Below are 25,660 nucleotides of genomic sequence, written 5' to 3'. Positions count from 1 at the left end.
CCATGTCCGACATGCTCAGCATCTCTACACCCGATGGCGATTTCGACGCCTACATTGCGTTTCCCACGCAGACGCCCGCGCCCGCCGTCGTCGTTCTTCAGGAGATTTTCGGTATCAACGGCGACATGCGCGAAACCACCGACGAATACGCACGACAGGGTTACGTGGCGTTATGCCCGGACCTTTTCTGGCGGATCGAGCCGAACGTGAATCTCACGGATCGCACCGAAGCCGAATGGCAGCAGGCGATGAAGTACTACAACGCATTCGACCTGAACACCGGCGTCGAGGATATCGCGGCGACTATCGGCTTCGCGCGTGGCCTGTCCCAAGTGCAGGGAAAGATTGGCTCGGTCGGCTTCTGTCTCGGTGGGCTGCTGTCGTTTCTCAGCGCCGCGCGCACGGATGTCGATGCATCGGTGTCGTACTACGGCGGCGGCACGGACCAGCACCTGGATGAAGTGCCGAACATCAAGATTCCGCTGCTCATTCATCTGGCGGAAGAAGATGAGTTCATCAATGCCGAAGCGCGCAATCGGGTGCTCGCGGCGGTGCAGGGGCGCGAGAACATCGAGGCGTACACCTATCCCGGCTGTCATCATGCGTTCGCACGCAATCAGGGCGCACATTACGATGCCGCCGCAGCGAAACTTGCGAATGGCCGAACCGCCGATTTCTTCAGAAAGCACCTGAAATCTGGCGTGTAATGAAAACGCCGCCCGAAGAGGGCGGCGTCGGCTCGTGCAAAGGCGGGCGCTATTTCTTCACCGTATGCGGCCTGCGAAACACCATCCAGCGCGGTGCCTTGAAGCGGACAATGCTCACGTAGAGCCACACGTAAGTCACCGCGAACACGACGACAAAGCAGAACAGATGCACCGTATGCCGCCAGAAGAGCGTCGCGGGAATCACGGCGATCAGGCACAGCAGCCACAAGTAAGGTGATGTCAGCGAATTGCGCCGCGTGATTTCGCGTGCGTTCTGCGCGCCGACGGCCCAGCGCATCAGCCGCTTGTAGACGAGCATATGCAGATGCACGCCATCCGGAATGCCGGGGGACATGCCGCGAATGAACTTCTTGCGATAGATCGAGAAGCACGTCTCGAAGATCGGGTACATGAAAAGCAGCACCGGATACCAAGCGGAGACATCGCGATTGCGCATCACGAGCATGATCGACAGTTCGCTCAGCATGAAGCCGACGAAGTACGCGCCGCCATCGCCGAGAAAGATCAGGCCCGCCGGAAAATTCCAGATGAAGAAGCCCATCACCGCGCCCATCATGATGAGCGATCCCGACAGCACGATCGGGTCATGCACCTGGAACGCGACATAGGCGAGCGACGCGAACATCATGAACGTGACCATCGATGCAAGGCCGTTAAAGCCATCGATGATGTTCACCGCATTCGCCAGCGCCGCGACGGCAAGCACCGTCACCGCGCATGAAATGACCGCGTAGGAGAGCAGGAAATCGAGCGGCGGCACGCTGATGCGTGTCACCGCGATATTCAGGAGCGCATAAGCGAGACCGGCTGCGGCCATCGTACAGAGAAGGCGCACGAGTGGCGTCACGCGTTTGGTCAGGTCTTCGAGCAGCCCGGACAAAAACGCGGGCATGCCGCACGCAATGATGCCGAGAATGCCGGCCGATACCAGCGGATAGCTCCATCGCAACTGCACCGCCGATGCGGTCAGCCCGCACAGGATGCCGACGCCGCCGATGCGCGGCACCGGACGCGCGTGAAACTTCTGCACGCCGGCGAGGTCGGTGTCGCCGAGCACGCCTTCCTGCAAGTGTGCAAAGCGCACGATCAACAAGGTCACGAAGAGCGAGACCAGAAAAGCAAGCGCGAAACTAAGCATGAAAAATGGACCGGTTGATGACAGCGCCCCGCATCGAACCAACGACTATGCGATGCGGGGCGCGGCGCGACTTTAAGCGAACCCTTGCGGATTCTGCGACTGCCAGCGCCAGTGATCTGCGCACATGCGTTCGATGCCGTGCTCCGCGCGCCAGCCGATCAGCGCCAGCGCGGCGCCGGGGTCGGCATAGCAGGCGGCGACATCGCCCGGACGGCGCGGCACGAGTTCATAGGGTACGGGCTTGCCCGAAGCACGCTCGAACGCCTTCACGACATCCAGCACGCTATAGCCTTGCCCCGTGCCGAGATTGACGACGAAGCTGCGGTCGAGCCGCTTCAGCGCGTCGATTGCGGCAATGTGTCCGCGTGCGAGATCGACCACATGGATGTAATCGCGCACGCCGGTGCCGTCGTGCGTATCGTAATCGCTGCCGAACACGCGCAGCCGTTCGAGCTTGCCGACCGCCACTTGCGCGACATAAGGCATCAGGTTGTTCGGCACGCCCGCCGGATCTTCACCGATGAGGCCGCTTTCGTGCGCGCCGACCGGATTGAAATAGCGCAGCGTCGCGATGCGCCACGACGGATCGGAGACTTCGAGATCCCGCAGAATCTGCTCGGCGATCAGCTTCGACTGGCCGTAGGGATTCGTCGCGGACAGCGGGAACGATTCGTCGATCGGCACCGACTGCGGCACGCCGTACACCGTGGCCGACGAACTGAACACGAAGTTGCGCACGTTGCGCTCGCCCATCACCTTCAGCACTGCGAGCAGACTGCCGATGTTGTTGCTGTAGTAGTCGATCGGCTTCGCCACCGATTCGCCCACGGCTTTCAGCGCGGCGAAGTGGATCGCGGCGGTGATCGCATGGGCGTCGAAGATGCGGTTCAGCGCGGCTTCATCGCGTGCGTCTTCCTGATAGAAGGTCACGCGCTTGCCCGTGATGCGTTCCACGCGCTTCAACGATTCCGCGCGGCTGTTGACGAGGTTGTCGATGACCACGACGCCGTAGCCCGCATCGAGCAGTTCGACGCACGTGTGCGAGCCGATAAAGCCCGCACCGCCGGTCACGAGGATGGTGCCTTTGATGCCGCTGGCGCTTGGGTTCGTGCCATTCATTGTGATGCTCTCCAGGAAGCGCGGTTCAGAGTGAAATGCCGGTAATAGCGTGTATTGTGCTCTTGTATCGTTCGACGACCTTTTTCTCGTCGAATTCGCGGGCGACTTTTTCGCGGCCACGCAGCGCCATCGCTTCGCGTTCTTCGAAGGGCAGCGTCAGCATGCGTTCGAGCTGCTCGGCCAGGCTATCGGCGCTTTTTACTTCGCAGAGGAAGCCGTTGACGCCGTGCTCGACCACTTCGCGGCAGCCGGGCACATCGGTCGCGACGATCGGGCGGCCCATCGCGGAGGCTTCCATCAGCGTGCGCGGCACGCCTTCGCGATACGACGGCAACACGACGCAATCCGCTGCGGCGACGAGCGGACGCACGTCGTTCGCTTCGCCCAGATACTCGACGATATTCTCATGCTCCCACGCCTCTACGTCCGTGCGGCTGATCGCGCTGGGGTTATCGACGCCGACCGGCCCGAGCAATTGAAAGCGCGCATGCGGATGGCGCCGCCGCAAACGCCGCGCCGCCTCCACGTATTCCGCCACGCCTTTATCCCACAGCAGCCGCCCAATCAGGATGAACACGAAGTCTTCGCGGCGCGGCAGGGGTGCGAGCGCGAAGTCATCGAGATCGACGCCTTCACCATGCAGACGCCGCGCGCGATCCGGATGCGCGAGCAGATTTTCGTCGACGAAAGCCTGATGATCGTCGCGATTCAAAAACCAGACTTCGCGCGGAAAGCGAAACGCGAACCGATAGAGCCGCTTGGCGATCTGCGCCGTGCGGCTCTTCTGAATGAACACGTAGCCGAGACCGGTCGTCACCGCGATGGACGGCACCCGCGCGAGCATGGCGGCAAGCGAGCCGTAGATGTTCGGCTTGATCGTGTAGTGAAAGACGAGATGCGGACTCGTCGCCCGATATTCGCGGTAGAGCGCGATCATCGTGTTCAGGTCCTGGCGCGGATCGGTGCCCTTCGAAGCCACCGGCAGTTCGACGCAACGGCAGCCCATTTCGATGAGCGGTTCGAACGTGCGATCGCGCGGCGCGATGATCGTCACTTCCGCGCCGCGCTCGGTCAGCATCCGCAATACGCCGCCCCGATACGTATAAATGGCCCAGGCCGTGTTGCACACGAGGGCGATGCGTAGGCTGGACTTGTTTTCGTTCATCCGGAAGTTTTCGTTTTAGCGCGATGCGGCTTTGAACAGCCGGGCCTTGAGCGCACGCAGCGCGCGATACGGCAGCAGCAGATGCGCGATGCTTTTCACGACTCCGATCCAGTCGAACGGATTCGCCGCACGGAAGTAACGCAGTTGCAGCCGCAGCGTTGACACGGTCTGCGTTCGCCGCTTCGTCGCGCTGATGCCGCCTTCGTTCAGCTCGTAGTAAAGCCCGAATTCAGGCAGGTTCGCGCCGTCATAACGCGCCATCAGCCGCAGCACCAAATCGAGGTCTTCGGCGGCGCGATACTTCGCCTGATAGTTGCCGACTTCGCGCACCGCATCGACACGCAGCATCAGCGACGGATGCGCGAAGCAGGAGCGCGCGAGCATCGTGCGGCGAATCGCGGCGGGGTCGGTGGGCGGCGTGAGATCGAAGAGCGGGGCGCCGTTCGTCGCGACGACATGCGTCCACATGCCGACGACCGCAACATCCGGATGCGCTTCGAGATACGCGCGTTGTGCTGCAAGACGGCCAGGCGTCGCGAGATCGCCCGCGTCGATGCGCGCCGCGTAACGCATGCCGCGTTCAGCGAGCGCGTCGATGCCCGCTTGCAGCGCGCGCTCGATGCCGCCGTTCTGCGCCATGCGCACGATTTCGATGTCGAGGCCGTCGATCAAAGGCGCGACGATGGGCGGCGTGCTGCCGTCATCGACGATCAAGACGCGCACACGCGACGCTTCCTTGAACGAGGCAAGCGTGCGTTCGACATCGGCCTGGCCGTGATAGGCCGGAATCAGGACGGCTACGTCGGAAAGATCGGTCATGCGCGCAGCCGGAAACGAATGTAGTAGAAGTTCACCGATGCCGCCGCCACGTAACCCGCCGCCAGTCCGATCAACGCACCGTAGCCGTTGAAACGCGGAATGGCGTACGCATTGACCGCGAACGCAACGGCAAGCGCAAGCAGCCACTTCGCAAGCAGCACGTACTTCGCCTGATACTTGAGCAACACGAGATTGCCGATTGCTTCGATGCCCGCGGGCACTGAAAGCCACACGGCCCAGCGGAAGATATCCGCCGCGCTCGCATAGTTCGGCCCGAACACACGCGCGATGATGAAGCCCGCCAGCGCATCCAGCACGGCGGCGCCCGCGATCATCAGCACGGCTGTCATCGCGAAGAGGCGCAGCAGGTTGCGCTTCAGCCGCGGCGTTTCCGTTACGCGATACACGAACGCCGGCGCGATGGTTTGCGAGAGCATCAGCGCAAGCGCGATCCAGTTTTCGTTCAGTTGTTGTGCGGCGGAATAAAGCCCGAGTTCGGCGAACGATACGCGATGCGCGAGCATCAGACGGTCGAGCTTCAGGAACAGATACATGCAGATGAGGCCGATCCAGAACACCATGCCCGCGCTTGCGAAATGACGAAAGAGCGCGCGGTCGAAACGCCAGCCGAGCGTGCCGCCGTGACGGCGCATGTAATAGAACACGAGCGCGCCGGCGATGGCCGCCGCTTCGAGCGCCCATAGCCAGCCGAACGTCGCCGCACCCGCCGCCATGCGCACGAGCGCGTAGACGAGCGCGGCTTTCACGATGGCCGTCGTCATGCTCGCGATCAGTTGCGGCTTGCTGTACGTCATGCTTTGCAGCCACGCGTTGATCACGCCGATAAACGGTTCGCGAAAGAGCAGCGTGACGGCAAGGCCCGCGAGCATCGCGCCGACGAGCGGATCGGCGCCGCCCGCTGCGATCCACGTCCATGTCAGAAGCAGCGCGACGATCGACACGCCCATGCGCAACACGAACGCGCTGCCCAGCACGGCACCGGTTTGCGCGGGCGGTTTGTCGACGATGGTAGGGACGAGAATCTCCGCGCCGCATACCCATGTGATCGGTGCAATGACAAGCAGCAGCGTGTTCGCGTATTGCCACTTGCCGAACGCGTCGGGGCCGAGATAGCGCGCGAGCAGCCCAGAGATAACGATGGCCACCGCGATCTGCGTGAGCCGCTCGAGCCCGAGCCAGACGATGTTCGCGAGCGCGCGGGCGACGTCCGGATTGCCCGAGCGCGTCAGCACCTTCATGCGCGGCATCCTTGAATGATCGCGGGCACGCGCCGTGCTACCGAAGCCCGCTTGACGTGTTGCGCATCACGTAATAAAACCGCGTCAAGGATCAGCTTATGTGCGGTTGCGCGCGAAGGCGACTCATTCGTCGGCCTGAAGGCCAAAGAGCGTTTGGGCATTGGATTAGAATGAATGCGCAGGCTTTAACCGCGACGCGCAACATCGAAAGCGCTGAAAGACAGCGATTATAAGTGCGAACCGAAGCCCGCCCTCGCGTGGCGCTTGCAACGTTTCGTCGGCAGGCTCGCGATGGTCCGACGCTCGACACATGAGCCTCGCAGTCGTTCGCGCGCATATTGGCGGAGTCGGCGCGCACCTGTCGCCACGACTTGCCACGCCCTTATGGCTGCATCGCCGAGAATTCATCAATTAATACAGAAGAGGTAGCCATCTTATGAGCCAGGTATCCCAATCCATTTTCAAGGCGTATGACATTCGCGGCATCGTCGGCAAGACGGTGGATACGGATGTCGCGAAAAACATCGGCCGTGCGTTCGGCAGCGAGATTCGCAAGCAGGGCGGCGATTCCGTCGTCGTGGCCCGCGATGGCCGCCTGTCCGGTCCGGAACTCGTCGGCGCGCTGGCGGACGGCCTGCGCGAGGCGGGCGTCGATGTCATCGATATCGGCATGGTGCCGACGCCTGTCGGTTACTTCGCGGCGAGCGTGCCGCTGCCGCTGCCCTCGGGCGAGCGCCGCGTGGATTCGTGCATCGTCGTGACGGGCAGCCATAACCCGCCCGACTACAACGGCTTCAAGATGGTGCTGCGCGGCGCGGCCATCTACGGCGAGCAGATTCAAAGCCTGTATCAGCGCATCGTCAACGACGACTTCGAGTCGGGCGAAGGCAGCTATACGGAGTTCGACGTATCGCAGATCTATCTCGATCGCATCGTCTCGGACATCAAGCCGGCGCGCCCGATGAAGATCGTCGTCGATGCGGGCAACGGCGTCGCGGGCGGTCTCGCGCCGCGTCTGTTCAAGGCGCTCGGCTGCGAGTGCGTCGAACTGTTCACGGACATCGACGGCAACTTCCCGAACCATCACCCGGATCCGGCGCATCCCGAAAATTTGCAGGACGTGATCAAGGCGCTGAAGGAAACGGATGCGGAAATCGGCTTCGCGTTCGATGGCGACGGCGACCGTCTCGGCGTCGTCACGAAGGACGGGCAAGTGATTTATCCGGACCGTCAGTTGATGCTGTTCGCGCAGGAAGTGCTGTCGCGCAACAAGGGCGGCCAGATCATTTACGACGTGAAGTGCACGCGCAATCTCGCCAAGTGGGTGCGTGAGCAGGGCGGCGAACCGGTGATGTGGAAGACGGGCCACTCGCTCGTGAAGGCAAAGCTGCGTGAAACGGGCGCGCCGCTCGCGGGTGAAATGAGCGGTCACGTGTTCTTCAAGGACCGCTGGTACGGTTTCGACGATGGCCTTTACACCGGCGCACGCATGCTCGAAATCCTGTCGCGCGTGGACGATCCGAGCAAACTGCTGAACGATCTGCCGAATTCGCTATCGACGCCGGAACTGCAACTGAAGCTGCAGGAAGGCGAGAACTTCGAACTGATCGGGCGTCTGCAGAAGTCGGCGAAGTTCGAAGGCGCGGACGACGTGCTGACGATCGACGGACTGCGTGTGGAGTATCCGGACGGGTTCGGCCTTGCTCGCTCGTCGAACACGACGCCGGTTGTCGTGATGCGTTTCGAGGCGGACAGTGAGGAAGCGCTGAAGCGCATTCAGGAAGATTTCCGCCGCGTGATTCTGGCGGAGAAGCCGGACGCACAGCTGCCGTTTTGAGGGTGATGCTGTGATGAAGACGGCGCGATCGAAAGATCGCGCCGTTTTTTATTCAGGGTAGAACTCCGGAGACAGGATCTCTTCGGTGGACCAGGGCAGATCTTCGGGGAAGACGTCGAGTCCGGTTTCCTCGACTGCTTTCGATACGGCGTCGGCCCATGTACCGACGAGCCAGTCGGGATCACGCAACGAAGTCGTCAGACTGGGCGTCTTCTGCAATGCGACGCCGACGGCGCGGCGCTGTTCCTTGATCGTGCGTTGCCAGCTCGATCCGCGGCGTCCCGGCTGATACTGCCACTTGAGCAGATGCGCCAGCAGGACGGCCATGCGGCTGGACAGTTCTCGTTGCTCACTCTTGCCCACGTCCTCGATTTCCTCTGCGATATGTTCAACATCGATAGCCGAGAACTCCCCAGCGCGCAGCAGCGCAGCCTGTTCCCGCGCCCATGCCACGACGTCCTGTTCGTAACGCGTTCCCATCGCGTACTCCTTTCGTTGATCCATAGCCGTTCTGGCCTGCCCCGACATGTTACCGGCTTTTTCTGCGAGAAAGCCACGCCGCCGCTGCTCACCGGCCCCGTCCCGCGATCAACCCGCGCTAAAATCCTCGCTTCGTATCCATCTCCATCGCGCGAGCCGCGCCTTCCTTCACAGCGTGCAAAAGATCCTGATCGTCCGCGTGTCGTCGCTTGGCGACGTCGTGCATAACATGCCGGCCATCGCCGACATTCGCCGCCGTTATCCCGATGCGCAGATCGACTGGCTGGTCGAAGAGAGCTTCGCGAGCCTCGTAGAACTGGTCGATGGCGTGCGCCGCGCGATCCCGTTTTCGCTGCGCCGCTGGCGCAAGGGCTTCGCATCGGCGGCGAACTGGCGCGAGATCGGCAAGTTCAGGCGTGAGCTTGCCGCCGAGAAATACGATCTCGTCATCGATTGCCAGGGGCTCATCAAGACCGCGTGGGTCGCGAGCTGGGCGCGCGGGCCGCTCGTCGGGCTCGGCAATCGCACGGAGGGCGCGGGCTATGAATGGCCCGTGCGCTTCTTCTATGACCGGCGCGTGCCCATCGAGCCGCGCACGCACGTCGTCGAGCGCACGCGTCAACTCGTGGCGGCCGCGCTCGATCTGCCTCGCCCGCAGATGACCGACGACATCGACTTCGGCATCGATACTCGGCGCGCGACGCTCGCGGTGTCCGCGCTCGGGCTCAATTTGCCCGTGCCGTATGTGGTGTTCGTTCACGCGACGTCCCGCGCCGACAAGCAATGGCCCGAAGCCGCGTGGATCGAACTGGGGCAGGCGCTCGTGACGCGCGGTGCGTCCATCGTGCTGCCATGGGGAAGCGACGCCGAACGCGCGACGAGCGAGAAGCTCGCGAAGGAATTCGGCGCGGCCGCGATCGTGCCGCCGAAGCTGTCGCTGCCGGCGGTCGTCGGTTTGATCGATGGCGCCGCAGCGACGGTAGGCGTCGATACCGGACTCGTTCATATTGCCGCAGCGCTGAAGCGGCCTACCGTCGAGTTGTACAATTTCTCGACCGCATGGCGCACCGGCGGCTACTGGTCGCCCAACGTGATCAATCTCGGCGACGCGAGCCGGCATCCGACACTCTCCGAAGTGAAGGCCGCGCTCGCGGGTTTCGGCCTGCTGTGATGCCGTAAGACGCAGCGCCGTGCGCGAGCTTAATCAAGTTGGAAGGCACATGACGGAATCTCAGATCATCGAAGTCGCATCCTGCGACTGGCAGGGCAAGAACCTGTCCGTACCGCGCGAGGCGTTGCTGGCCGGCGTGGAAGACGGCAAGGTCCTCTACTTTCCCAACCTGCGTTTCGCGATCGAAGGCGGCGAACAGGCACTGCTCGATCCGGAAATCGCGGACCCGAAGCGCAAGAACATCAGCCTCGCGCCCAACGGCGGCGCGCTCAACGGCGTCGTCGGCGACAACGTGATGCAGTCCGCGGTGCGCTCGCTCATCGCCCGGTATCAGACGAACGCGCGCACGCTCGTCGACGGGCTCTTCCCCGAATACGACGGCAAGCTGCGCGTCGCACCGACGAGCCTGCGGCTGCATCAAGTCGAAACGCGCGAGACGTCGTGGCGCAAGGACGATAGCCGCCTGCACGTCGATGCATTCCCGTCGCGTCCGAATTACGGCGAGCGCATTTTGCGCGTCTTCACCAACGTCAATCCGGCAGGCGCGCCGCGCGTGTGGCGCGTGGGGGAGCCGTTCGAAGACATGGCCAAGCGCTTTCTGCCCGGCATCAAGCCGCAGGCGCCGGGTTCCGCGTGGCTGATGAATCTGCTGCACATCACGAAGAGCAAGCGCAGCGAGTATGACCATCTGATGCTGCATCTGCATGACGCGATGAAGGCCGACCTCGATTATCAGAAGTCCTCGCCGCAGGAGACGATGCCGTTTCCGCCCGGATCGGTGTGGGTGTGCTTTTCGGATCAGACGTCGCATGCGGTGATGTCCGGCCAGTTCATGATGGAGCAGACTTTCTTCCTGCCCGTCAAGGCGATGGCGCGGCCCGATCATGCTCCGCTTGGCATTCTCGAGCGCCTGAAGGGCAGGGCGCTCGTTTGAGCGGCGCTGCATCCGCGCCGGCGGCGCCGTTCTCGGCGACTGTGCTAAGGGCGATCTACCGCGCGATGTGGTGGATCGTGGCGCCGCTTGCCGTGCTGCGTCTTCTGATTCGTTCGCGCAAGGAGCGGGGATATCGCGAGCATATCGGCGAACGATTCGGACGCGGCCCCGCACGCCGCTCCGACGATTTCGCGCCGCTGATCTGGGTGCATGCGGTATCGGTCGGCGAGACGCGCGCCGCGCAGCCGCTGATCGAAGCGCTGATGAAGGCGCATCCCGAAGCGCGCCTGCTCATCACGCACATGACGCCGAGCGGCCGCGCGACAGGCATCGACCTGTTCGGCGATCGCGTCTTGCGCAGCTATCTTCCCTACGATCTTCCGCATCTCGTGCGGCGTTTTCTGCGCGCGTGGCGGCCGTCGATCGGCATCGTGATGGAGACGGAAGTCTGGCCGACGCTGATCGACGAATGCAAGCACGCCGACGTGCCGCTCGTGTTGACGAACGCGCGTATGTCGGAGCGGTCGTACCGGCGCGCGGCGCGTTTTGGGCGCGCGGTGCGCGAAGTGTTCGGCGGGTTCTCGCGTGTGCTTGCGCAGACGCCTTCCGATGCGGAACGTCTGACCGCCCTCGGCGCGCGCAACATCGCGGTGCTCGGTAACCTCAAGTTCGACATGAGCGCGCCTCCCGAGCTGGTGGCGCGCGGACAGGGCTGGCGCGCGGCGATTGGCGATCGTCCCGTGTGGGTCGCCGCGAGCACGCGCGAAGGCGAGGAGACGCTCGTGCTGCGCGCGTTCGCCGCGCTGAACGTGCCGGATGCGCTGCTGATCCTGGTGCCGCGTCATCCGCAACGGTTCGATGAAGTGTCCGCGTTGATCGCGGCTGCCGGGATGACGGGCGCGCGCCGTTCGGTATGGGCGCCGAAGCCGGCCGCGGCGGGATCGGGCGCGGATGTGCCGGCGCGATTGCCGTCGAACGTGCAGGTGTTGCTCGGAGATTCGATGGGCGAGTTGGGCGCGTATTACGCGGCGGCCGATTTGGCGTTCATCGGCGGGAGCCTGTTGCCGCTTGGCGGGCAGAATTTGATCGAGGCGTGTGCGGCGGGCGTGCCCGTGCTGATCGGACCGCACACGTTCAATTTCACGCAGGCGACCAACGATGCCATCGCGGCGGGCGCGGCGTTGCGTGTCGACGACCCGCACGGCCTCGCGGATGCGTTGCGCGAATTGTTCGCGGACAAGCCGCGCCGAATCGCGATGAGCGAGGCTGCGGCGGCGTTCGCGGCGAGGCATCGCGGGGCGACGGAACGGACGGTTAAGGTGCTCGGCGCGTTGCTGGAGGATCGCGAGGCGTAAGGCCGCGATCTCACCGGATTGCACCCTGGAGGATCGCCCCATCCATCTCCTTTCGGGACGTCCGTCCGCCAAGCGAGGCCGTGCATGGGGACGATCGCCCTGATTGTCGCGACCAATCGGAGTTACGCTCGTCGTCGTGCTGGTCATCGCGAACCTGTCGAGCGGCGAGAAGAAAATCGAGCACAAGATCGAACGGCTCTATCCGAGCGACGATCCGCAATTTCTTCGCGCGATTGGACTGCCGCTCGGATCGCCCGTCGTCGGCGGCAATCGCTTCGACCTGCTAATGAACGGCGAGCAGATCCTTCCATCGATGTTGGAAGGCATCCGCTGCGCGTCGTACCATCAGTTTCGAAAACTGATTTATCGGCATCGGCGGAATTGGCGACGAGATAGCGAGTGCGCTGCCGGACAAGGCGCCAAGGAGAATAGCCGTGCATGTACTGTTTGACTGTCGGTTCGTCGAAGATGGACAAGCGCTATCTGCGCATGCCGCGCGAAAAGATCGTGGGTCGCGTTACTGGGTTCGCCCGTTGTGAAGGTAAATGATCACGCCGGCGCGTGTCGCGCATCGTTCCAGATGATCACCTCCTGTTGCGAGTCAGGTCCGTAGCCGATTTCACCGGGCGCGTACGGGGTGTTGAACGAGGCTTGCCGCGCGAGCATCGGCGACTGGTCGTACACATGAGCGCACGTCGGATAAATGTAGACGATAGTGAGGCGTTCGATCGTGTGATCGGCGAGGGCAGCTTCGAACTTCTGCCGCATGATGGTCATGAGTTCCGCGCCGAACGGGTTGAAGAAGAATGCGACGATGTCTTTGGAAGGAAGGGGCATTCGGGTCGCATCGTCGACGAACGCGTGCATGGCCGTTCGCCCGGGAAAGCGGCGCGCGACGATCTCTGCGTTGCGGTTCGCGATATCGACGAGCGGCGCCGCGATGTCGTAGCCCAGCACGGCATCGAAGGGAACTCCGTTGCGACGATCATCGGGCGGCCCTTGCCGCAGCCTATGTCGATGAACGTGCGTCCGCTTACGTCGCCGAGCTGACTCAGCGCATGCCGGACAATGCTCGGCTGACAGCCCATATAAGGAAGGTTGCCGTTTTCCGGACCATTAGTGCCTGTCACGGATTCGGGCGGATAGATGCCGCCGGTATCGGTGCCGAGCGTGCGGTCGATCGGATGAGTCCTGTAACAGCCGCTGTAGACGACCCGCAGAATGGGCACGCGTTTGCCGAACTTGCGGACGCTTGAAACGAAAAGCAAGGTTTGCACGGAATCCGGAAGTCTGGCGACTGCGCCGATCAGAGACCATTTCACCCGCCGCTTAATTTCCGCCTTCAAGGTTGCGCTCGTATTCATGAATCTCTCCGCTGTAAAAGGAAGCGAACGACCATTCGTTATGCTGAATAAAGCGAAGCCCGTTGGGCCGGGCGTGAAGATGCGGCACCGGAAGAACGATTCTAAACAGCTTGCTATCGACGGATGCGTGATCCGGCTAACAAATGCAGATCTTTTTTGTCTTGCATTGACGTGCTCTGTCGTCCAGCGGCCCTTGCGGTCGTTCCGGAATGTCAGAAGTGATGTGAGGAAGCGATTGCTGCGGAGATGACGCTTTGGTTTTATTAGAATAGCTACATAAAACGGCGCAGTTAGCCGAACGCGCCCGAGAATGGCTTCGAGCTTGCAATGTTGAGCGGGCCACCTCCAGCAGCCGCGCGCAATCGTGTCCCCTTACACCGCCAGCAACCCTTTCTTCTCGATAAACGAAATCACTGCATCCAATCCGTCGAGTCCCTTGAGATTGCACATCACGAACGGCCTTTCCCCACGCATTTTTGTAGCGTCGCTCGCCATCACATCCAGATTTGCACCGACATAAGGCGCAAGGTCCGTCTTGTTGATCACAAGCAAATCTGACTTGGTAATCCCGGGCCCGCCTTTACGCGGAATCTTCTCGCCACCGGCGACATCGATCACATAGATGGTCAGATCGGAAAGCTCGGGGCTGAACGTAGCCGCCAGATTATCGCCACCCGACTCGATGAACACGATATCGACGTCCGGAAAGCGCGACACCATCCTGTCCACCGCTTCGAGATTGATCGATGCGTCTTCGCGGATCGCCGTATGCGGACAGCCGCCCGTTTCCACGCCCATGATCCGTTCAGCCGGTAACGCGCCCGCCACGGTCAAAAGCCGCTGATCTTCTTTCGTATAGATATCGTTGGTGATGGCGACGAGATCGTACTTGTCGCGCATCGCCTTGCAGAGCATTTCGAGCAGCGTCGTTTTACCGGAACCCACGGGCCCGCCGACGCCCACGCGCAACGGCGGCAGTTTCTTCGTTCGACGAGCGGCGGCGGAATAAGCAGGAGCGTTCATGCGATTTCGATTCGATGTTTGAAGCAAGTTAAGAACGGAAGAGCCGCGAGTATTGCGACTCATGCCGCGCCGACAAGATGCCAAGCTGCGGCGCGAATGTATTGACCTGATCGGGCGATGTAGCGAGCGCACGACTCACGGCATCATCGATCGGCGCGCGCAATGCCACGATGATCCGCTGCCCTGCAAGCTGCCCCAGCGGCACGGCCTTGAGCGCCGCTGCCGCCTGATTCTCGACCCAACTGAACGCATAAGCGGCGAGCGCCGCATCGGTTGAAGCATCGTGTGCATACGCCGCGAACGCGAAGGCCGTCGGTTGCGCGATGGGCTTCATCGCAGCGAGCGTCGCGCGACGCGCCTCATCGCCCCATTCGAGCGATGCGCACAATTGCGCAAGCGACCACCCCATCTGCTCGGTCTCGCGGCGCAACTCAGCGGACTCGCGGCTCGCGATGAATTCTTCGTTTGCATCGGCAAGTGCGGCACTGTCATGCGTCCGCCAGCGCTCGATCTGATGCGCGATGAACGGCAACTCCCCACGCGCGAGCACATGCGAGAGGCCGTTTGCAATCCACTCGCGCGTGCTATCGGCATCGTGTATGAAGCCGTGTTCGATTGCCGCTTCGAGCCCTTGCGAATAGCTGAACGCGCCGATAGGCAGCGCAGGCGACGCGAGATGCAGCAGCGCCGTGAGTTCAGTCGTGCGCATGACCGTGATGATGGTGATGATGATCGTGCGAATGGTCGTGCCCGCACTGCGAATGATCGTGCCCGTGATGCTCGTGATAGACCTTCTGCGCGAGCGCGTAGTCCTCGCTGAACGTCTCGTCATGGCCATGCTTGTGCCCGCCGCCGTATGCGCCCGTTTCCGGCTGAAACGGCTGCGATTCGCGCGTGACGGTCGTGCCGAGACGCTTGAGCATGTCTTCGAGAACGGAGTCGGCTTCGAGCTTGAGATGATCCGCGTGAATCTCGACGGGCGTATGCCGATTGCCGAGATGGTAGGCCGCACGCATCAGCACCAGCGGATTCACCGCACGCACGACGAGCACGTCTTCGGCAGCGGCAACCACCCGCACGAAGCCGCCATCGTCGGCGACGAGCATGTCGCCATCGGCGAGCACGGTCCCGCGCGGCATCACGAGCGCGGCTTCCTCGCCGTTATCGAGCGTGACCGCGAGACGGCTCTTGCCGCGCGAATCGAATGCCAGGGTCATTGTTGGCGCGCGTTTGACGAGAACCGGGGCGAGCTTCGCTGTGAGACGTTTGTCGATAGTGCGCATAGAGCTTTAGAACAGAAAATAGCGTTGCGCCATCGGCAGCACGGTGGCGGGATCGCAGGTGAGCAATTGACCATCGGCGATCACCTGATAGGTCTGCGGATCGACGCTGATGGACGGCTGCCATGCATTGTGAATCATGTCGGCCTTCGTCACATTGCGGCAGTTCTTCACCGCCACCACCTGCTTTTTCAAGCCATAACGTTCCGTGATACGCGACTCCAGCGCCAGTTGGGACACGAATGTCAGCGATGTTTTGCCGAGAGCGCCGCCGCGCGTCGCGAACATCTCGCGGTAGTGCACGGGCTGCGGCGTCGGTATGGATGCGTTCGGATCGCCCATTTGCGCCACGGCGATCATGCCGCCCTTGACGATCATCGCGGGCTTCACGCCAAAGAACGCCGGCTCCCAGAACACGAGATCGGCCCACTTTCCCGGTTCGATCGATCCCACTTCATGCGCGATGCCATGCGTGATCGCGGGATTGATCGTGTACTTCGCGACGTACCGTTTCGCGCGGAAGTTGTCGTTGCGTGCGTTGTCTTCAGTGAGCGCGCCGCGTTGCACCTTCATCTTGTGCGCCGTCTGCCATGTACGGATGATGACTTCGCCGACACGGCCCATCGCCTGCGAATCGGACGAGAGCATGGACAGCGCGCCGAGGTCATGCAGGATGTCTTCCGCCGCGATGGTCTCCCGGCGGATGCGCGATTCCGCGAATGCAATGTCTTCCGCAATCGCCGGGTCCAGGTGATGGCAAACCATCAGCATGTCTAAATGTTCGTCGAGCGTGTTGACCGTGTACGGTCGCGTCGGATTCGTGGAAGAGGGCAGCACGTTCGATTCGCCCGCCACCTTGATGATGTCGGGCGCGTGGCCGCCGCCCGCGCCTTCCGTGTGATACGTGTGAATCGTGCGGCCCTTGAACGCGGCGATCGTCGCTTCGACGAAGCCCGCTTCGTTGAGCGTGTCCGTGTGAATGGCGACTTGCGTGTCGGTATCGTCGGCGACGGAGAGACAGTTGTCGATGGCCGCCGGCGTCGTGCCCCAGTCCTCATGCAGCTTCAGGCCGATCGCGCCCGCCTTGATCTGCTCGACGAGCGGCTCCGGCAAGCTCGCGTTGCCCTTGCCGAGAAAGCCGAGATTGACCGGCCAGCCATCGGCGGCCTGCAGCATGCGTTCCATATGCCACGGACCGGGCGTGCATGTCGTCGCGTTGGTGCCGGTCGCCGGGCCGGTGCCGCCGCCGAGCATCGTCGTGACGCCGCTTGCGAGCGCCTCGTCGATCTGCTGCGGGCTGATGAAATGGATATGCGTATCGACGCCGCCCGCCGTCACGATCATCCCTTCGCCCGCGATCACTTCGGTGGCCGCGCCGATCGCAATGGTCACGTTCGGCTGAATGTCGGGATTGCCCGCCTTGCCGATGGCGAAAATCCGCCCGCCCTTGATGCCGATATCCGCTTTCACGATGCCCCAGTGATCGAGAATCAGCGCGTTGGTCACCACGGTATCGACGACATCGGCGGCGGTGCGTTGCGACTGTCCCATGCCGTCGCGTATCACTTTGCCGCCGCCGAACTTCACTTCCTCGCCGTAGGTGGTGAAGTCGCGTTCGACTTCGATGATGAGATCGGTGTCGGCGAGGCGCACGCGGTCGCCGGTGGTCGGGCCGAACATCTCTGCATAAGCGCGGCGGCCGATGCGTAGCGTCATGTCGTTATGTCCTGATCAGAGTGGGCCCATGATGAGGCCGTTGAAGCCGTACACGTGACGATCGCCTGCCAGCGCGACGAGTTCGACCGTGCGCTCCTGTCCCGGCTCGAAGCGCACCGCAGTGCCGGCCGCAATATTGAGCCGGAAGCCGCGCGCCTTCTCGCGATCGAATACGAGCGCCGTGTTGACCTCATAGAAGTGATAGTGCGAGCCGACTTGCACGGGCCGGTCGCCGCCGTTGGCCACGACGACCGATACGGTCTCGCGTCCGGCGTTGAGCTCGTGCTCGCCGTCATCGATCAGATATTCGCCGGGAATCATCGCGCGTCTCAAGGGATGGGATGGTGGACGGTGACGAGCTTCGTGCCGTCGGGGAAGGTGGCTTCGATCTGAATGTCGGGGATCATCTCCGGCACGCCTTCCATGACGTCGTCACGCGTGAGGAGCGTGGTGCCGTAGTGCATGACTTCAGCGACGGTCTTGCCATCGCGGGCCGCCTCCATCAATGCAGCCGAAATGAAAGCGACGGCTTCGGGATGATTCAGCTTGAGACCGCGTGCGCGACGGCGTTCCGCGAGCAGCGCCGCCGTAAAGATCAGGAGCTTGTCCTTTTCGCGAGGCGTGAGTTTCATGGACTTGTTCTAATGAGCGTTGGGCTTCTTCATTATGTTGCGTCAGAACCGACGCTTCAAGCGAGAGCCGTGCCACCGATGCACTGGCCTTGTGCCATGTGCGTTCGCGGGTCCGATGCGAATGGCTTGCACACGAATGGAGCGTCGCTGTGCGCCATCGTGGTGCGCAATCAGGTGGTCCAGAGCCTGAGCGGCCGCGCTTCGACACCATGCACGAGCGGGCGAAGACGCAGCCAGCATTCGGTGAGCGCGCGTTGCAGTGGCTCCATCGACTGGCTTACGGCACGCACTATCAGCACGCCGGGCGCAACGCACGATGCCCCTGCGCGTACGGTGTCGTCGAAGGGCAACTGTGCGGTGATGGCTTCGGCGAGCGCGTCGTCGCATGCGGGGCCTATCGCCCATAACGTGCCGTAAGCGGGATGACCTGCGAGGCCTTGCAAGGCATCGCGCAATGGGTCGCCTGCTTCGATCAGACTGCGTTCGAACCAGAGCGTGCGTCCATCGCGATGCGTGATGCGCGAAACCGCCTTGATATGCCCTTGCGTCCATCGTTCGCCAGCGGCGGCGCGGCCAAGCAGCATTGCATCCCAGCCGATGGCCGTTGCGCCTTCGTCGATCGTGAGCCGGAAGTCCAACTCGATGTTCGACGATTCGAACACGATGTTGTTCTGCGGAAGCCAGTCGAGCTTCGCGTGCGCCGCGAGATCGATAGCGATGTGCTGCGTCGCGAGCTTGCCGTTGGCCTTGTACCACTTCGTCGCGCCGGGTGTCGTGATGACGGCGTGCGAGCCGTCGCCGAGCTTGACGCCGATGTTCAGACGATCGCCGCCTGCGACGCCGCCGGGCGGATGCACGATCACCGCATGACAGATATCGCCTTCGGGATAGAGCGGCCGTTGCAGGCGCAGCGGCCCTTCATGCTTGCGATGCGTGCAAACGGTGCGGTCGTGCTGACGTGCGAAGCCGAGCTCGAGCGAGCCGCGCCAGATGTCGGGATCGGCGAGCGCCGCGTGGGATTCGTGATGCATGGAAACGATGCTATCGGGGATGATGCGTCATCATACGGCGATCAGCTCGCGCACTCCATGCGTATCCATTTGCGATCCCTCGCCGCCTGCGACGATTTCGCCTCGGCTCATGACCCAGTATTGATCGGCAAGTTCGCGTGCGAAGTCGTAGTACTGCTCGACGAGCAGCACGGTCATGCCCATTTCATCGACGAGCTGACGCAGCGTGCGGCCGATGTCGCGAATGATTGAAGGCTGGATGCCTTCTGTCGGTTCATCGAGGATCAGCAGTTGCGGTTCGCTCATCAATGCGCGGCCTATCGCGAGTTGCTGTTGTTGGCCTCCCGACAGATCGCCGCCGCGACGATGCTTCATGTCGCGCAGAACGGGAAAGAGTTCGTAAATGCGATCGGGGATTTTGGAAGGGGCCTTGCGGCTTGCGGCGCCGACGAGCAGGTTCTCTTCGACGGTCAGACGGCCGAAGATGTCGCGGCCTTGCGGGACATAGGCGAGGCCGTTCGAGACGCGCGTATGCGTTGGCATCGATGAGATCTTGGCGCCGCGCCAGGTGATGGTGCCGCTTTTGGTCGGCACCACGCCCATCAGGCAGCGAAGGAGCGTCGTTTTGCCTACGCCGTTGCGGCCTAGCAGGACGGTTAGCTTGCCGTCGGGGGCCGTCAGTCGCACATTTCTTAGGATGTGGCTGCCGCCGTAGTATTGGTTCAGGTTTTCTACTTCTAGCATGGGGCTTTGTCTCTCGATTTTTGTACGGGTGACTTCGGGTTTTCGTGTCCGTCTAATAGTGCGCGCCGGGGAGGGGCGAGCTAATAAACCGACACGAATACAAGCTCAACGAAAAGTCAAAAGAAAGACCCCTACCGTCCAAGATAAGACTCAACAACAGCGTCATCCCGCTTGACGCAATCGAGCGTGCCTTCTGCAAGAACACTCCCTTCCGCCATAACAGTAACCTTCCCGCTATCACCGCTGAGTGCAGCAACAAACTCCATATCATGCTCGACGACCATCATCGAGCAAGACCCGCGGAGCGTATTGAGCAACTCAGCAAGCTCCATCGTCTCGTGATCGGTCATGCCAGCGGCGGGCTCATCGAGCAAAAGCAGCGCCGGTTGCTGCATCAGCAACATGCCGATCTCAAGCCGCTGCTTCTGTCCATGCGATAACTCTCCCGCCAGCCGCGTCGCATGATGCTGCAAGCGAATCAGTTCGAGCGTCTCCTCGATGCGCGCCTGCGCCGCCCGATCGAGCCGCGCTCGCAACGAAGCGAACCACCGCTTGTCCGTCTTCATCGCGAGTTCGAGGTTCTCCCACACAGGATGATTCTCGAACACAGTCGGCTTCTGAAACTTGCGGCCGATGCCCGTGCGCGCAATCACAGGCTCCGTCATGCGCGTGAGATCGAACGTCTGGCCGAGAAAGACCTTGCCGTCATCAGGCCGCGTCTTGCCGGTGATCACGTCCATCATCGTCGTCTTGCCCGCACCGTTCGGGCCGATCACGCACCGCAATTCGCCCACGTCGATCGACAACGTGAGTTTGTTGAGCGCACGAAAGCCATCGAAGCTCACCGTCACGTCTTCCAGATAAAGAATCGTGCCGTGCGATACGTCGATCTCACCTGGCGCAGGCACATGCCCGAGTCCGGCGACGCCGTTGAGGTTCGAGTCGTCGTAGACAGGCGGAATCGGCGGCAAGTCGACGATCAATGCGTTGTGAGCGGTCATTCCGCAGTGTCTCCCGCAATCTTCTTGCGACGCGCAAGGTCGATGAGTCCCATGATTCCGTTAGGCAAGAGCAAGGGCACGAGCGTGAAGATCAGGCCAAGAAAAAAGAGCCAATACTCGGCGAAATATGCGGTGAAAAAGCTCTTCGCGCCATTGACCGCGAATGCGCCGATGATCGGGCCGATCAGCGTGCCGCGTCCGCCGACCGCGACCCAGATCGCCATTTCAATCGAATTGGCAGGCGACATATCACTCGGATTGATGATGCCGACCTGCGGCACATACAGCGCGCCCGCAATGCCGCACAGCACCGCCGACACCGTCCATATGAAGAGCTTGTAGGCGAGCGGGCTATAGCCGAGGAACATCAGGCGCGCTTCGCCATCGCGCACGCCAGTGACGACGCGGCCCAGCTTCGATGTCACGATCCAGCGCGCCGCCAGGAACGCCAGCACGAGCACGGCGAACGTGATCAGGAAGAGGGCAGTGCGCGTGCCGGGATGCGTGACGGGGAAGCCCGCGATGCGCTTGAAATCGGTGAAGCCGTTGTTTCCGCCAAAGCCCGTTTCGTTGCGATAGAAGAGCAGCATCGCCGCAAACGTCATCGCCTGCGTGATGATTGACAGATACACGCCCTTCACGCGCGAACGAAACGTAAAGAAGCCGAAGACCCACGCAAGGACGCCCGGCACCAGCACGACGAGCAGCAGCGCATACCAGAGATGCTCCGTGCCTTGCCAGTACCACGGCAACTCGCGCCAGTCGAGAAACACCATGAAGTCGGGCAGATCGCTTTGATACGTGCCTTCGCGACCGATCGATCGCATCAGATACATGCCGATCGCATAACCGCCGAGCGCGAAGAAAAGCGCATGCCCGAGGCTCAGAATGCCGCAGTAACCCCAAACGAGATCGAGCGCGAGTGCGCCGATTGCATAGCACATGAGCTTGCTGACGAGCGTCATCGCATAAGCGGACAGATGAAACGTGCTCGTTTCCGGCAGTGCGAGCGCGGAGAGCGGCACGCAGACGCCCATCGCGATGACGAGCGCGATCAGCGCGATCCATCCGTTGCGTGGCAATAGCGCGGCGCGCGGCGGCAAGCCGAGGGCGAAGCCTGCGCGTGCGGCGCTCTGCTCCGGTTGCGGCGCGACGTCGAGATTCGCGCCGATATTCGTCGAGGCGGTCATGGGTCAAGCCTCCGCGCTGCGGCCCTTGAGGGCGAACATGCCCTGCGGACGCTTCTGAATGAAGAGGACGATGAGCACGAGCACCGCGATCTTCGCGAGCACCGCGCCCCAGAACGGCTCGATGGCCTTGCTGACGAGTCCGAGTCCGAAGCCGCCGATCACCGTGCCCGCCAGTTGACCGACGCCGCCGAGCACGACCGCCATGAACGAATCGATGATGTAGCTCTGCCCGAGATCGGGGCCGACGTTGCCGATCTGCGAAAGCGCGCATCCGCCAAGCCCTGCGATGCCCGCGCCGAATGCGAACGCATAGGAATCGACACGCGCGGTCTTCACGCCGACACACGCGGCCATGCGCCGGTTCTGCGTGACAGCGCGTACGAACAGGCCGAGCCGCGTGCGCGTCAACATGGCCCACGCGATGAACACGACGGCAATCGAGAAAGCGAGGATCGTCAGGCGGTTATACGGGAGGATCAGATTCTGCGTGACCGCGACGCCGCCGCTCATCCACGAAGGGTTCGTCACTTGCACGTTCTGCGCGCCGAAGGTCGTGCGCGTGGCCTGAATCAATATCAGGGAGATGCCGAACGTGGTCAGCAGCGTTTCGAGGGGACGTCCATAAAGATGCTTCAGAACGAGCCTTTCGAGCACGATACCGACGAGCGCGGCCGCCATGAACGACGCAGGCACCGCGAGCAGCGGATACCAGTCAAAGGCGGCGGGGGCGTAGTGCTGCACGACGTTTTGAACGACGTAAGTGGCGTACGCGCCGATCATCAGGAACTCGCCATGCGCCATGTTGATGACGCCGATCAGGCCATAAGTGATCGCGAGTCCGAGCGCCGCAAGCAGCAGCACGCTGCCGAGCGACAGACCCGCGAAGATCGTCCCGGCGATCTCGCTGCGGCGCTGGATCGAATCGAGTTCCTCCATGCCCGCTTGCGCAACGGCGCGCACGCGTTCATCGGATTCGTTATAGCTGCCGTCGCTTTTCCTGACGACGATGGGGCGCAGCAATTCATACATGTCGAGGTCATGGCGAGCCGCGACGAGTTGCGCCGCTGCGAGACGCTTGCTCGCGTCGGGATCGTGCAGCGCGGTCATCGCCCAGAGGGTGTCGAGGCGCTTCTTCAATTCGGTGTCGGTTTCGGCGGCGCGGGCGCGATCGATCAGCGGCTTCATCGATGCGTCCGGGTTCTTCAGCAACGCGGCGACAGCTTCGCGGCGCTTTGCGACATCGGGCGAGGCGAGTTGCAGGCCCGATAACGCGCCCGCGACCTTCGTTCGCAGCGAATTGTTCAGCGTGATCGCTTGCGCGTCGGGGGCATCGACGATCTTGCTGGTGATAGGGTCCTTGTTGCCGTCGTCGGTTTGCATCATGACGTGGCCGTCGTCGGTCGCGACGAGCGAGCCATCGGCGAGCGCGTTCAGCACGGCGACGGAAGGGGCATCGGCGTTAGCGATGAGCTTGTCGATGGCGGCGGACTTCGCCTGGAAATCGTCGCCGGCGAGCGGGGCGAGCTCATCGGCGGTGAGCGCATGAGCCGCGAATGGCGCGAGCGCCATGAAGCATGTGAGCACTATGCGCAGAAAAGGGGAGGCGAGCGAGCCGGTCATGGTGGCCTTTCTGATCGAACTGAAACGGCCGCGCGCGCGATGACGCCGTGACGTCATGCACGAACGCGCGGCCTTGCATCAAGCCATCAATGCAACGGACTTATGCCGTGCGCACGCGCGAGCGGCGCAGGAACGACGGAATGGAACTAACGACATCCGGCTTTCCTTCGTTGCCCGCGATGAACGGGCTCCACGGTTGCGCGCGCACGGCGGTCTTCGTTTTCCAGACGACGTTGAACTGGCCGTCGCCGCGAATCTCGCCGATCATCACCGGCTTGTGCAGATGGTGATTGCCGTCCATCGTGAGCGTGAAGCCCGAGGGTGCGGCGACACTCTGTCCGATCATCGCGACGCGCACCTTGTCGACATCGGTGCTCTTCGCTTTCTCGACGGCCTGCTTCCACATGTGGATGCCGACGAAGGTCGCTTCCATCGGATCGTTCGTCACGCGCTTGTTTCCGCCGGGCAGATTCTGCGTCTTGACCCATTCGGCGAATTGGGCTTCGAACTTCTTGTTGGCGGGGTTCTTCACCGACATGAAGTAGTTCCATGCGGCGAGATGGCCGACGAGCGGCTTCGTATCGATGCCGCGCAGCTCTTCTTCGCCGACCGAGAAGGCGACGACGGGCACGTCGGTGGCTTTCAGCCCCTGGTTGCCGAGTTCCTTGTAGAACGGAACGTTCGAGTCGCCGTTGATCGTCGAGATGACCGTGGTCTTTCCCCCTTGCGCGAAGGTCTTGATGTTCGCGACGATGGTTTGATAGTCGCTATGTCCGAACGGTGTGTAGACCTCCTGAATATCCGCATCCTTGACTCCTTTCGAGTGGAGGAAGGCGCGCAGGATCTTGTTGGTCGTGCGCGGGTACACATAGTCGGTGCCGAGCAGGAAGAAGCGTTTGGCGCTGCCGCCTTCCGGTCCCATCAGGTATTCGACGGCGGGGATGGCCTGCTGATTCGGCGCGGCGCCGGTATAGAAGACGTTGCGTGACATCTCTTCGCCTTCGTATTGCACGGGATAGAACAGCAGGCCGTTGAGTTCTTCGAACACGGGCAGCACTGATTTGCGCGATACCGATGTCCAGCAGCCGAACACGCACGCGACCTTGTCTTGCGTCAGCAACTGGCGCGCTTTCTCGGCGAAGAGCGGCCAGTTGGAAGCGGGATCGACGACGACGGGTTGAAGCTGGCGCCCCATGACGCCGCCGTTCTTGTTGATATCGGCGATGGTCATGAGGGCGGTGTCCTTGAGCGATGTTTCGGAGATCGCCATGGTGCCGGACAGCGAATGCAGAATGCCGACCTTGATCGGACCGGTCGTGTCGGCGGCGTGCGCCCTTGACATGGGCAGTTGGCCGGCGAGCGCCAGCGCGCCCGACATGGAGCCGAGTTTCAGCAGACTGCGTCGTTTCATTTTTGGTTTCCCCTTGGCGGATGTGGCTTTGGTTTCGCTGCTTTTGGAAAGCTGCCGAAATTTGATGTTGTGGGTTCTTTTGCAAGGGGTATGCCAATTGGGGCCGTTCGCACGGCTGGCTTGGGTTTGCTAGGTTTGTGCTTCGTTCTTCGCTTGCGGCCTTGCGGTTGTTCGAATTGTTTTGGTGCACCAGACGGTGAGCTTGCATCGTTGCGGTGCGCTTCGTTCTGTTTGTGCCTCTTTGTTTTCGGTGGTTTTGTTTTTTTCGTGTCGGTGTTTAGTGCGCCCCTGCCCGGGGCGGGGGCACTTTCCTGGCTGTTGACCAGAGTTGGCGCTGCAGCGCCTTACTCTGGTCCCATGCAAAGAAAGCAGCTTTGTTGGCCGGAAGCACAGACTCGTGTTACCACTCCGTAGAACATCGGTGGCTCTCGAGTTAATTGGCAGCCTTGAATCACCTTCCACGCTCGCTGAACACGACCCATGCAAGCACCTTGGCTCGACAAAACCAATCCGGACACATCACACCACGCACGAACATTTCAACCGGGAAATAAGCCTTGAAACCCCTGGCCGCAAGCCGCGAGCGTTAAGGAGCGTCTGCACAATTCGTTTCGGAAGCATGCGACAGGCGTGACGTAGACTGGATGGAAAGATTTTGCATTGG

The 25,660-nt window shown here is 62.1% G+C and carries 24 protein-coding genes and 1 pseudogene; 6 read left to right on the top strand and 19 right to left on the bottom strand.

What is annotated here, in order from left to right; all coding sequences use genetic code 11:
• The first annotated feature begins 2 nt into the window (after window positions 1-2).
• Window positions 3-707, top strand: coding sequence for a dienelactone hydrolase family protein (locus tag AB6804_RS25195; protein WP_244794239.1), 705 nt, complete (start codon window positions 3-5; stop codon window positions 705-707).
• Between the two features lie 49 nt (window positions 708-756).
• Here AB6804_RS25195 and AB6804_RS25190 read toward each other — a convergent pair whose 3' ends face one another.
• The 5 genes from AB6804_RS25190 to AB6804_RS25170 all read right to left on the bottom strand — a co-directional run bounded on the left by AB6804_RS25190 (window position 757) and on the right by AB6804_RS25170 (window position 6,228).
• Window positions 757-1,866 carry a glycosyltransferase gene (locus AB6804_RS25190; protein WP_244794240.1) on the bottom strand — a complete coding sequence of 370 codons (1,110 nt, stop codon included), beginning with the start codon at window positions 1,864-1,866 and terminating at the stop codon, window positions 757-759.
• A gap of 72 nt (window positions 1,867-1,938) precedes the next feature.
• On the bottom strand, window positions 1,939-2,985 hold the full coding sequence (gene galE / locus AB6804_RS25185; RefSeq protein ID WP_370888760.1) for a UDP-glucose 4-epimerase GalE: 1,047 nt from the start codon (window positions 2,983-2,985) through the stop codon (window positions 1,939-1,941).
• A gap of 25 nt (window positions 2,986-3,010) precedes the next feature.
• Window positions 3,011-4,150, bottom strand: coding sequence for a glycosyltransferase family 4 protein (locus tag AB6804_RS25180; protein WP_370888759.1), 1,140 nt, complete (start codon window positions 4,148-4,150; stop codon window positions 3,011-3,013).
• 15 nt (window positions 4,151-4,165) lie between these two features.
• On the bottom strand, window positions 4,166-4,969 hold the full coding sequence (locus AB6804_RS25175) for a glycosyltransferase (RefSeq protein WP_370888758.1): 804 nt from the start codon (window positions 4,967-4,969) through the stop codon (window positions 4,166-4,168).
• Complete coding sequence (locus AB6804_RS25170; protein ID WP_370888757.1) at window positions 4,966-6,228, bottom strand: oligosaccharide flippase family protein; 1,263 nt, start codon at window positions 6,226-6,228, stop codon at window positions 4,966-4,968. Before AB6804_RS25170 ends, AB6804_RS25175 begins: the two co-directional genes overlap by 4 nt.
• A 436-nt stretch (window positions 6,229-6,664) precedes the next feature.
• Between AB6804_RS25170 and AB6804_RS25165 the strand changes: the two genes are divergently transcribed.
• Window positions 6,665-8,065: a phosphomannomutase/phosphoglucomutase gene (locus AB6804_RS25165; RefSeq protein WP_244794245.1), complete on the top strand. Its 1,401-nt coding sequence runs from the start codon at window positions 6,665-6,667 to the stop codon at window positions 8,063-8,065.
• A gap of 48 nt (window positions 8,066-8,113) precedes the next feature.
• Here the strand turns inward: AB6804_RS25165 and AB6804_RS25160 are convergent, their stop codons facing one another.
• Window positions 8,114-8,545 carry a DUF29 domain-containing protein gene (locus AB6804_RS25160; protein ID WP_244794246.1) on the bottom strand — a complete coding sequence of 144 codons (432 nt, stop codon included), beginning with the start codon at window positions 8,543-8,545 and terminating at the stop codon, window positions 8,114-8,116.
• Window positions 8,546-8,720: 175 nt separating this feature from the next.
• Here AB6804_RS25160 and waaC point away from each other — a divergent pair, with 175 nt between their 5' ends.
• From waaC to AB6804_RS25140, 4 genes and pseudogenes are all read left to right on the top strand, one after another.
• Window positions 8,721-9,716 (top strand): lipopolysaccharide heptosyltransferase I, encoded by a 996-nt coding sequence (waaC, locus tag AB6804_RS25155; protein WP_244794247.1) that lies wholly within the window; start codon window positions 8,721-8,723, stop codon window positions 9,714-9,716.
• A 49-nt stretch (window positions 9,717-9,765) separates the two neighbouring features.
• Window positions 9,766-10,650, top strand: a complete 885-nt coding sequence (locus AB6804_RS25150; protein WP_244794248.1) for a Kdo hydroxylase family protein — start codon at window positions 9,766-9,768, stop codon at window positions 10,648-10,650.
• 41 nt (window positions 10,651-10,691) lie between these two features.
• Window positions 10,692-12,005 carry a lipid IV(A) 3-deoxy-D-manno-octulosonic acid transferase gene (gene waaA / locus AB6804_RS25145; RefSeq protein ID WP_244794752.1) on the top strand — a complete coding sequence of 438 codons (1,314 nt, stop codon included), beginning with the start codon at window positions 10,692-10,694 and terminating at the stop codon, window positions 12,003-12,005.
• An 84-nt stretch (window positions 12,006-12,089) separates the two neighbouring features.
• Window positions 12,090-12,506, top strand: a pseudogene (locus tag AB6804_RS25140) (phosphatidylserine/phosphatidylglycerophosphate/cardiolipin synthase family protein); the annotation flags it as partial.
• Between the two features lie 48 nt (window positions 12,507-12,554).
• Here the strand turns inward: AB6804_RS25140 and AB6804_RS25135 are convergent.
• The 13 genes from AB6804_RS25135 to urtA form a co-directional block, all read right to left on the bottom strand.
• Complete coding sequence (locus tag AB6804_RS25135; RefSeq protein ID WP_370888756.1) at window positions 12,555-12,962, bottom strand: hypothetical protein; 408 nt, start codon at window positions 12,960-12,962, stop codon at window positions 12,555-12,557.
• 779 nt (window positions 12,963-13,741) lie between these two features.
• Window positions 13,742-14,392 (bottom strand): urease accessory protein UreG, encoded by a 651-nt coding sequence (ureG, locus tag AB6804_RS25130; protein ID WP_244794250.1) that lies wholly within the window; start codon window positions 14,390-14,392, stop codon window positions 13,742-13,744.
• A 28-nt stretch (window positions 14,393-14,420) separates the two neighbouring features.
• A complete protein-coding gene (locus AB6804_RS25125; RefSeq protein WP_370888755.1) occupies window positions 14,421-15,101 on the bottom strand; it encodes an urease accessory protein UreF in 681 nt (226 codons plus the stop codon).
• Window positions 15,088-15,675 (bottom strand): urease accessory protein UreE, encoded by a 588-nt coding sequence (ureE, locus tag AB6804_RS25120; RefSeq protein WP_244794252.1) that lies wholly within the window; start codon window positions 15,673-15,675, stop codon window positions 15,088-15,090. Before ureE ends, AB6804_RS25125 begins: the two co-directional genes overlap by 14 nt.
• A gap of 6 nt (window positions 15,676-15,681) precedes the next feature.
• Window positions 15,682-17,388 (bottom strand): urease subunit alpha, encoded by a 1,707-nt coding sequence (gene ureC, locus AB6804_RS25115; RefSeq protein WP_370888754.1) that lies wholly within the window; start codon window positions 17,386-17,388, stop codon window positions 15,682-15,684.
• Between the two features lie 15 nt (window positions 17,389-17,403).
• A complete protein-coding gene (locus AB6804_RS25110; protein ID WP_244794254.1) occupies window positions 17,404-17,709 on the bottom strand; it encodes an urease subunit beta in 306 nt (101 codons plus the stop codon).
• A gap of 8 nt (window positions 17,710-17,717) precedes the next feature.
• A complete protein-coding gene (locus AB6804_RS25105; protein WP_008342482.1) occupies window positions 17,718-18,020 on the bottom strand; it encodes an urease subunit gamma in 303 nt (100 codons plus the stop codon).
• Between the two features lie 170 nt (window positions 18,021-18,190).
• A complete protein-coding gene (locus AB6804_RS25100; RefSeq protein ID WP_370888753.1) occupies window positions 18,191-19,051 on the bottom strand; it encodes an urease accessory protein UreD in 861 nt (286 codons plus the stop codon).
• A gap of 30 nt (window positions 19,052-19,081) precedes the next feature.
• Window positions 19,082-19,774, bottom strand: a complete 693-nt coding sequence (urtE, locus tag AB6804_RS25095) for an urea ABC transporter ATP-binding subunit UrtE (protein WP_370888752.1) — start codon at window positions 19,772-19,774, stop codon at window positions 19,082-19,084.
• Between the two features lie 131 nt (window positions 19,775-19,905).
• Entirely contained in the window at window positions 19,906-20,775 is an 870-nt protein-coding gene (gene urtD, locus AB6804_RS25090; RefSeq protein ID WP_370888751.1) for an urea ABC transporter ATP-binding protein UrtD, read from the bottom strand.
• Window positions 20,772-21,965, bottom strand: coding sequence for an urea ABC transporter permease subunit UrtC (urtC, locus tag AB6804_RS25085; RefSeq protein ID WP_370888750.1), 1,194 nt, complete (start codon window positions 21,963-21,965; stop codon window positions 20,772-20,774). Before urtC ends, urtD begins: the two co-directional genes overlap by 4 nt.
• 3 nt (window positions 21,966-21,968) lie before the next feature.
• Window positions 21,969-23,585: an urea ABC transporter permease subunit UrtB gene (gene urtB / locus AB6804_RS25080; RefSeq protein WP_370888749.1), complete on the bottom strand. Its 1,617-nt coding sequence runs from the start codon at window positions 23,583-23,585 to the stop codon at window positions 21,969-21,971.
• Window positions 23,586-23,685: 100 nt separating this feature from the next.
• On the bottom strand, window positions 23,686-24,996 hold the full coding sequence (gene urtA, locus AB6804_RS25075; RefSeq protein WP_244794260.1) for an urea ABC transporter substrate-binding protein: 1,311 nt from the start codon (window positions 24,994-24,996) through the stop codon (window positions 23,686-23,688).
• Window positions 24,997-25,660: the final 664 nt, after the last annotated feature.

Origin of the sequence: Caballeronia sp. RCC_10, from assembly GCF_041360715.1 — a bacterium.
GTDB lineage: Bacteria > Pseudomonadota > Gammaproteobacteria > Burkholderiales > Burkholderiaceae > Caballeronia > Caballeronia grimmiae.
Note: the sequence above shows the minus strand (reverse complement) of the source record. Positions and strands in the feature narration are given on the sequence as shown.

Excerpts from the sequence above, each read along its gene's own strand:
- urtE (WP_370888752.1), bottom strand. The coding sequence starts at position 19,774 with ATGCTAGAAGTAGAAAACCTGAACCAATACTACGGCGGCAGCCACATC.
- AB6804_RS25160 (WP_244794246.1), bottom strand. The coding sequence starts at position 8,545 with ATGGGAACGCGTTACGAACAGGACGTCGTGGCATGGGCGCGGGAACAG.
- ureG (WP_244794250.1), bottom strand. The coding sequence starts at position 14,392 with ATGAACGCTCCTGCTTATTCCGCCGCCGCTCGTCGAACGAAGAAACTG.
- urtB (WP_370888749.1), bottom strand. The coding sequence starts at position 23,585 with ATGACCGGCTCGCTCGCCTCCCCTTTTCTGCGCATAGTGCTCACATGC.
- AB6804_RS25195 (WP_244794239.1), top strand. The coding sequence starts at position 3 with ATGTCCGACATGCTCAGCATCTCTACACCCGATGGCGATTTCGACGCC.
- AB6804_RS25165 (WP_244794245.1), top strand. The coding sequence starts at position 6,665 with ATGAGCCAGGTATCCCAATCCATTTTCAAGGCGTATGACATTCGCGGC.
- AB6804_RS25175 (WP_370888758.1), bottom strand. The coding sequence starts at position 4,969 with ATGACCGATCTTTCCGACGTAGCCGTCCTGATTCCGGCCTATCACGGC.
- ureE (WP_244794252.1), bottom strand. The coding sequence starts at position 15,675 with ATGCGCACTATCGACAAACGTCTCACAGCGAAGCTCGCCCCGGTTCTC.
- galE (WP_370888760.1), bottom strand. The coding sequence starts at position 2,985 with ATGAATGGCACGAACCCAAGCGCCAGCGGCATCAAAGGCACCATCCTC.
- ureC (WP_370888754.1), bottom strand. The coding sequence starts at position 17,388 with ATGACGCTACGCATCGGCCGCCGCGCTTATGCAGAGATGTTCGGCCCG.
- AB6804_RS25110 (WP_244794254.1), bottom strand. The coding sequence starts at position 17,709 with ATGATTCCCGGCGAATATCTGATCGATGACGGCGAGCACGAGCTCAAC.
- urtD (WP_370888751.1), bottom strand. The coding sequence starts at position 20,775 with ATGACCGCTCACAACGCATTGATCGTCGACTTGCCGCCGATTCCGCCT.
- AB6804_RS25170 (WP_370888757.1), bottom strand. The coding sequence starts at position 6,228 with ATGAAGGTGCTGACGCGCTCGGGCAATCCGGACGTCGCCCGCGCGCTC.
- urtA (WP_244794260.1), bottom strand. The coding sequence starts at position 24,996 with ATGAAACGACGCAGTCTGCTGAAACTCGGCTCCATGTCGGGCGCGCTG.
- AB6804_RS25100 (WP_370888753.1), bottom strand. The coding sequence starts at position 19,051 with ATGCATCACGAATCCCACGCGGCGCTCGCCGATCCCGACATCTGGCGC.
- AB6804_RS25180 (WP_370888759.1), bottom strand. The coding sequence starts at position 4,150 with ATGAACGAAAACAAGTCCAGCCTACGCATCGCCCTCGTGTGCAACACG.
- AB6804_RS25105 (WP_008342482.1), bottom strand. The coding sequence starts at position 18,020 with ATGAAACTCACGCCTCGCGAAAAGGACAAGCTCCTGATCTTTACGGCG.
- AB6804_RS25150 (WP_244794248.1), top strand. The coding sequence starts at position 9,766 with ATGACGGAATCTCAGATCATCGAAGTCGCATCCTGCGACTGGCAGGGC.
- urtC (WP_370888750.1), bottom strand. The coding sequence starts at position 21,965 with ATGACCGCCTCGACGAATATCGGCGCGAATCTCGACGTCGCGCCGCAA.
- AB6804_RS25190 (WP_244794240.1), bottom strand. The coding sequence starts at position 1,866 with ATGCTTAGTTTCGCGCTTGCTTTTCTGGTCTCGCTCTTCGTGACCTTG.
- AB6804_RS25125 (WP_370888755.1), bottom strand. The coding sequence starts at position 15,101 with ATGCGCACGACTGAACTCACGGCGCTGCTGCATCTCGCGTCGCCTGCG.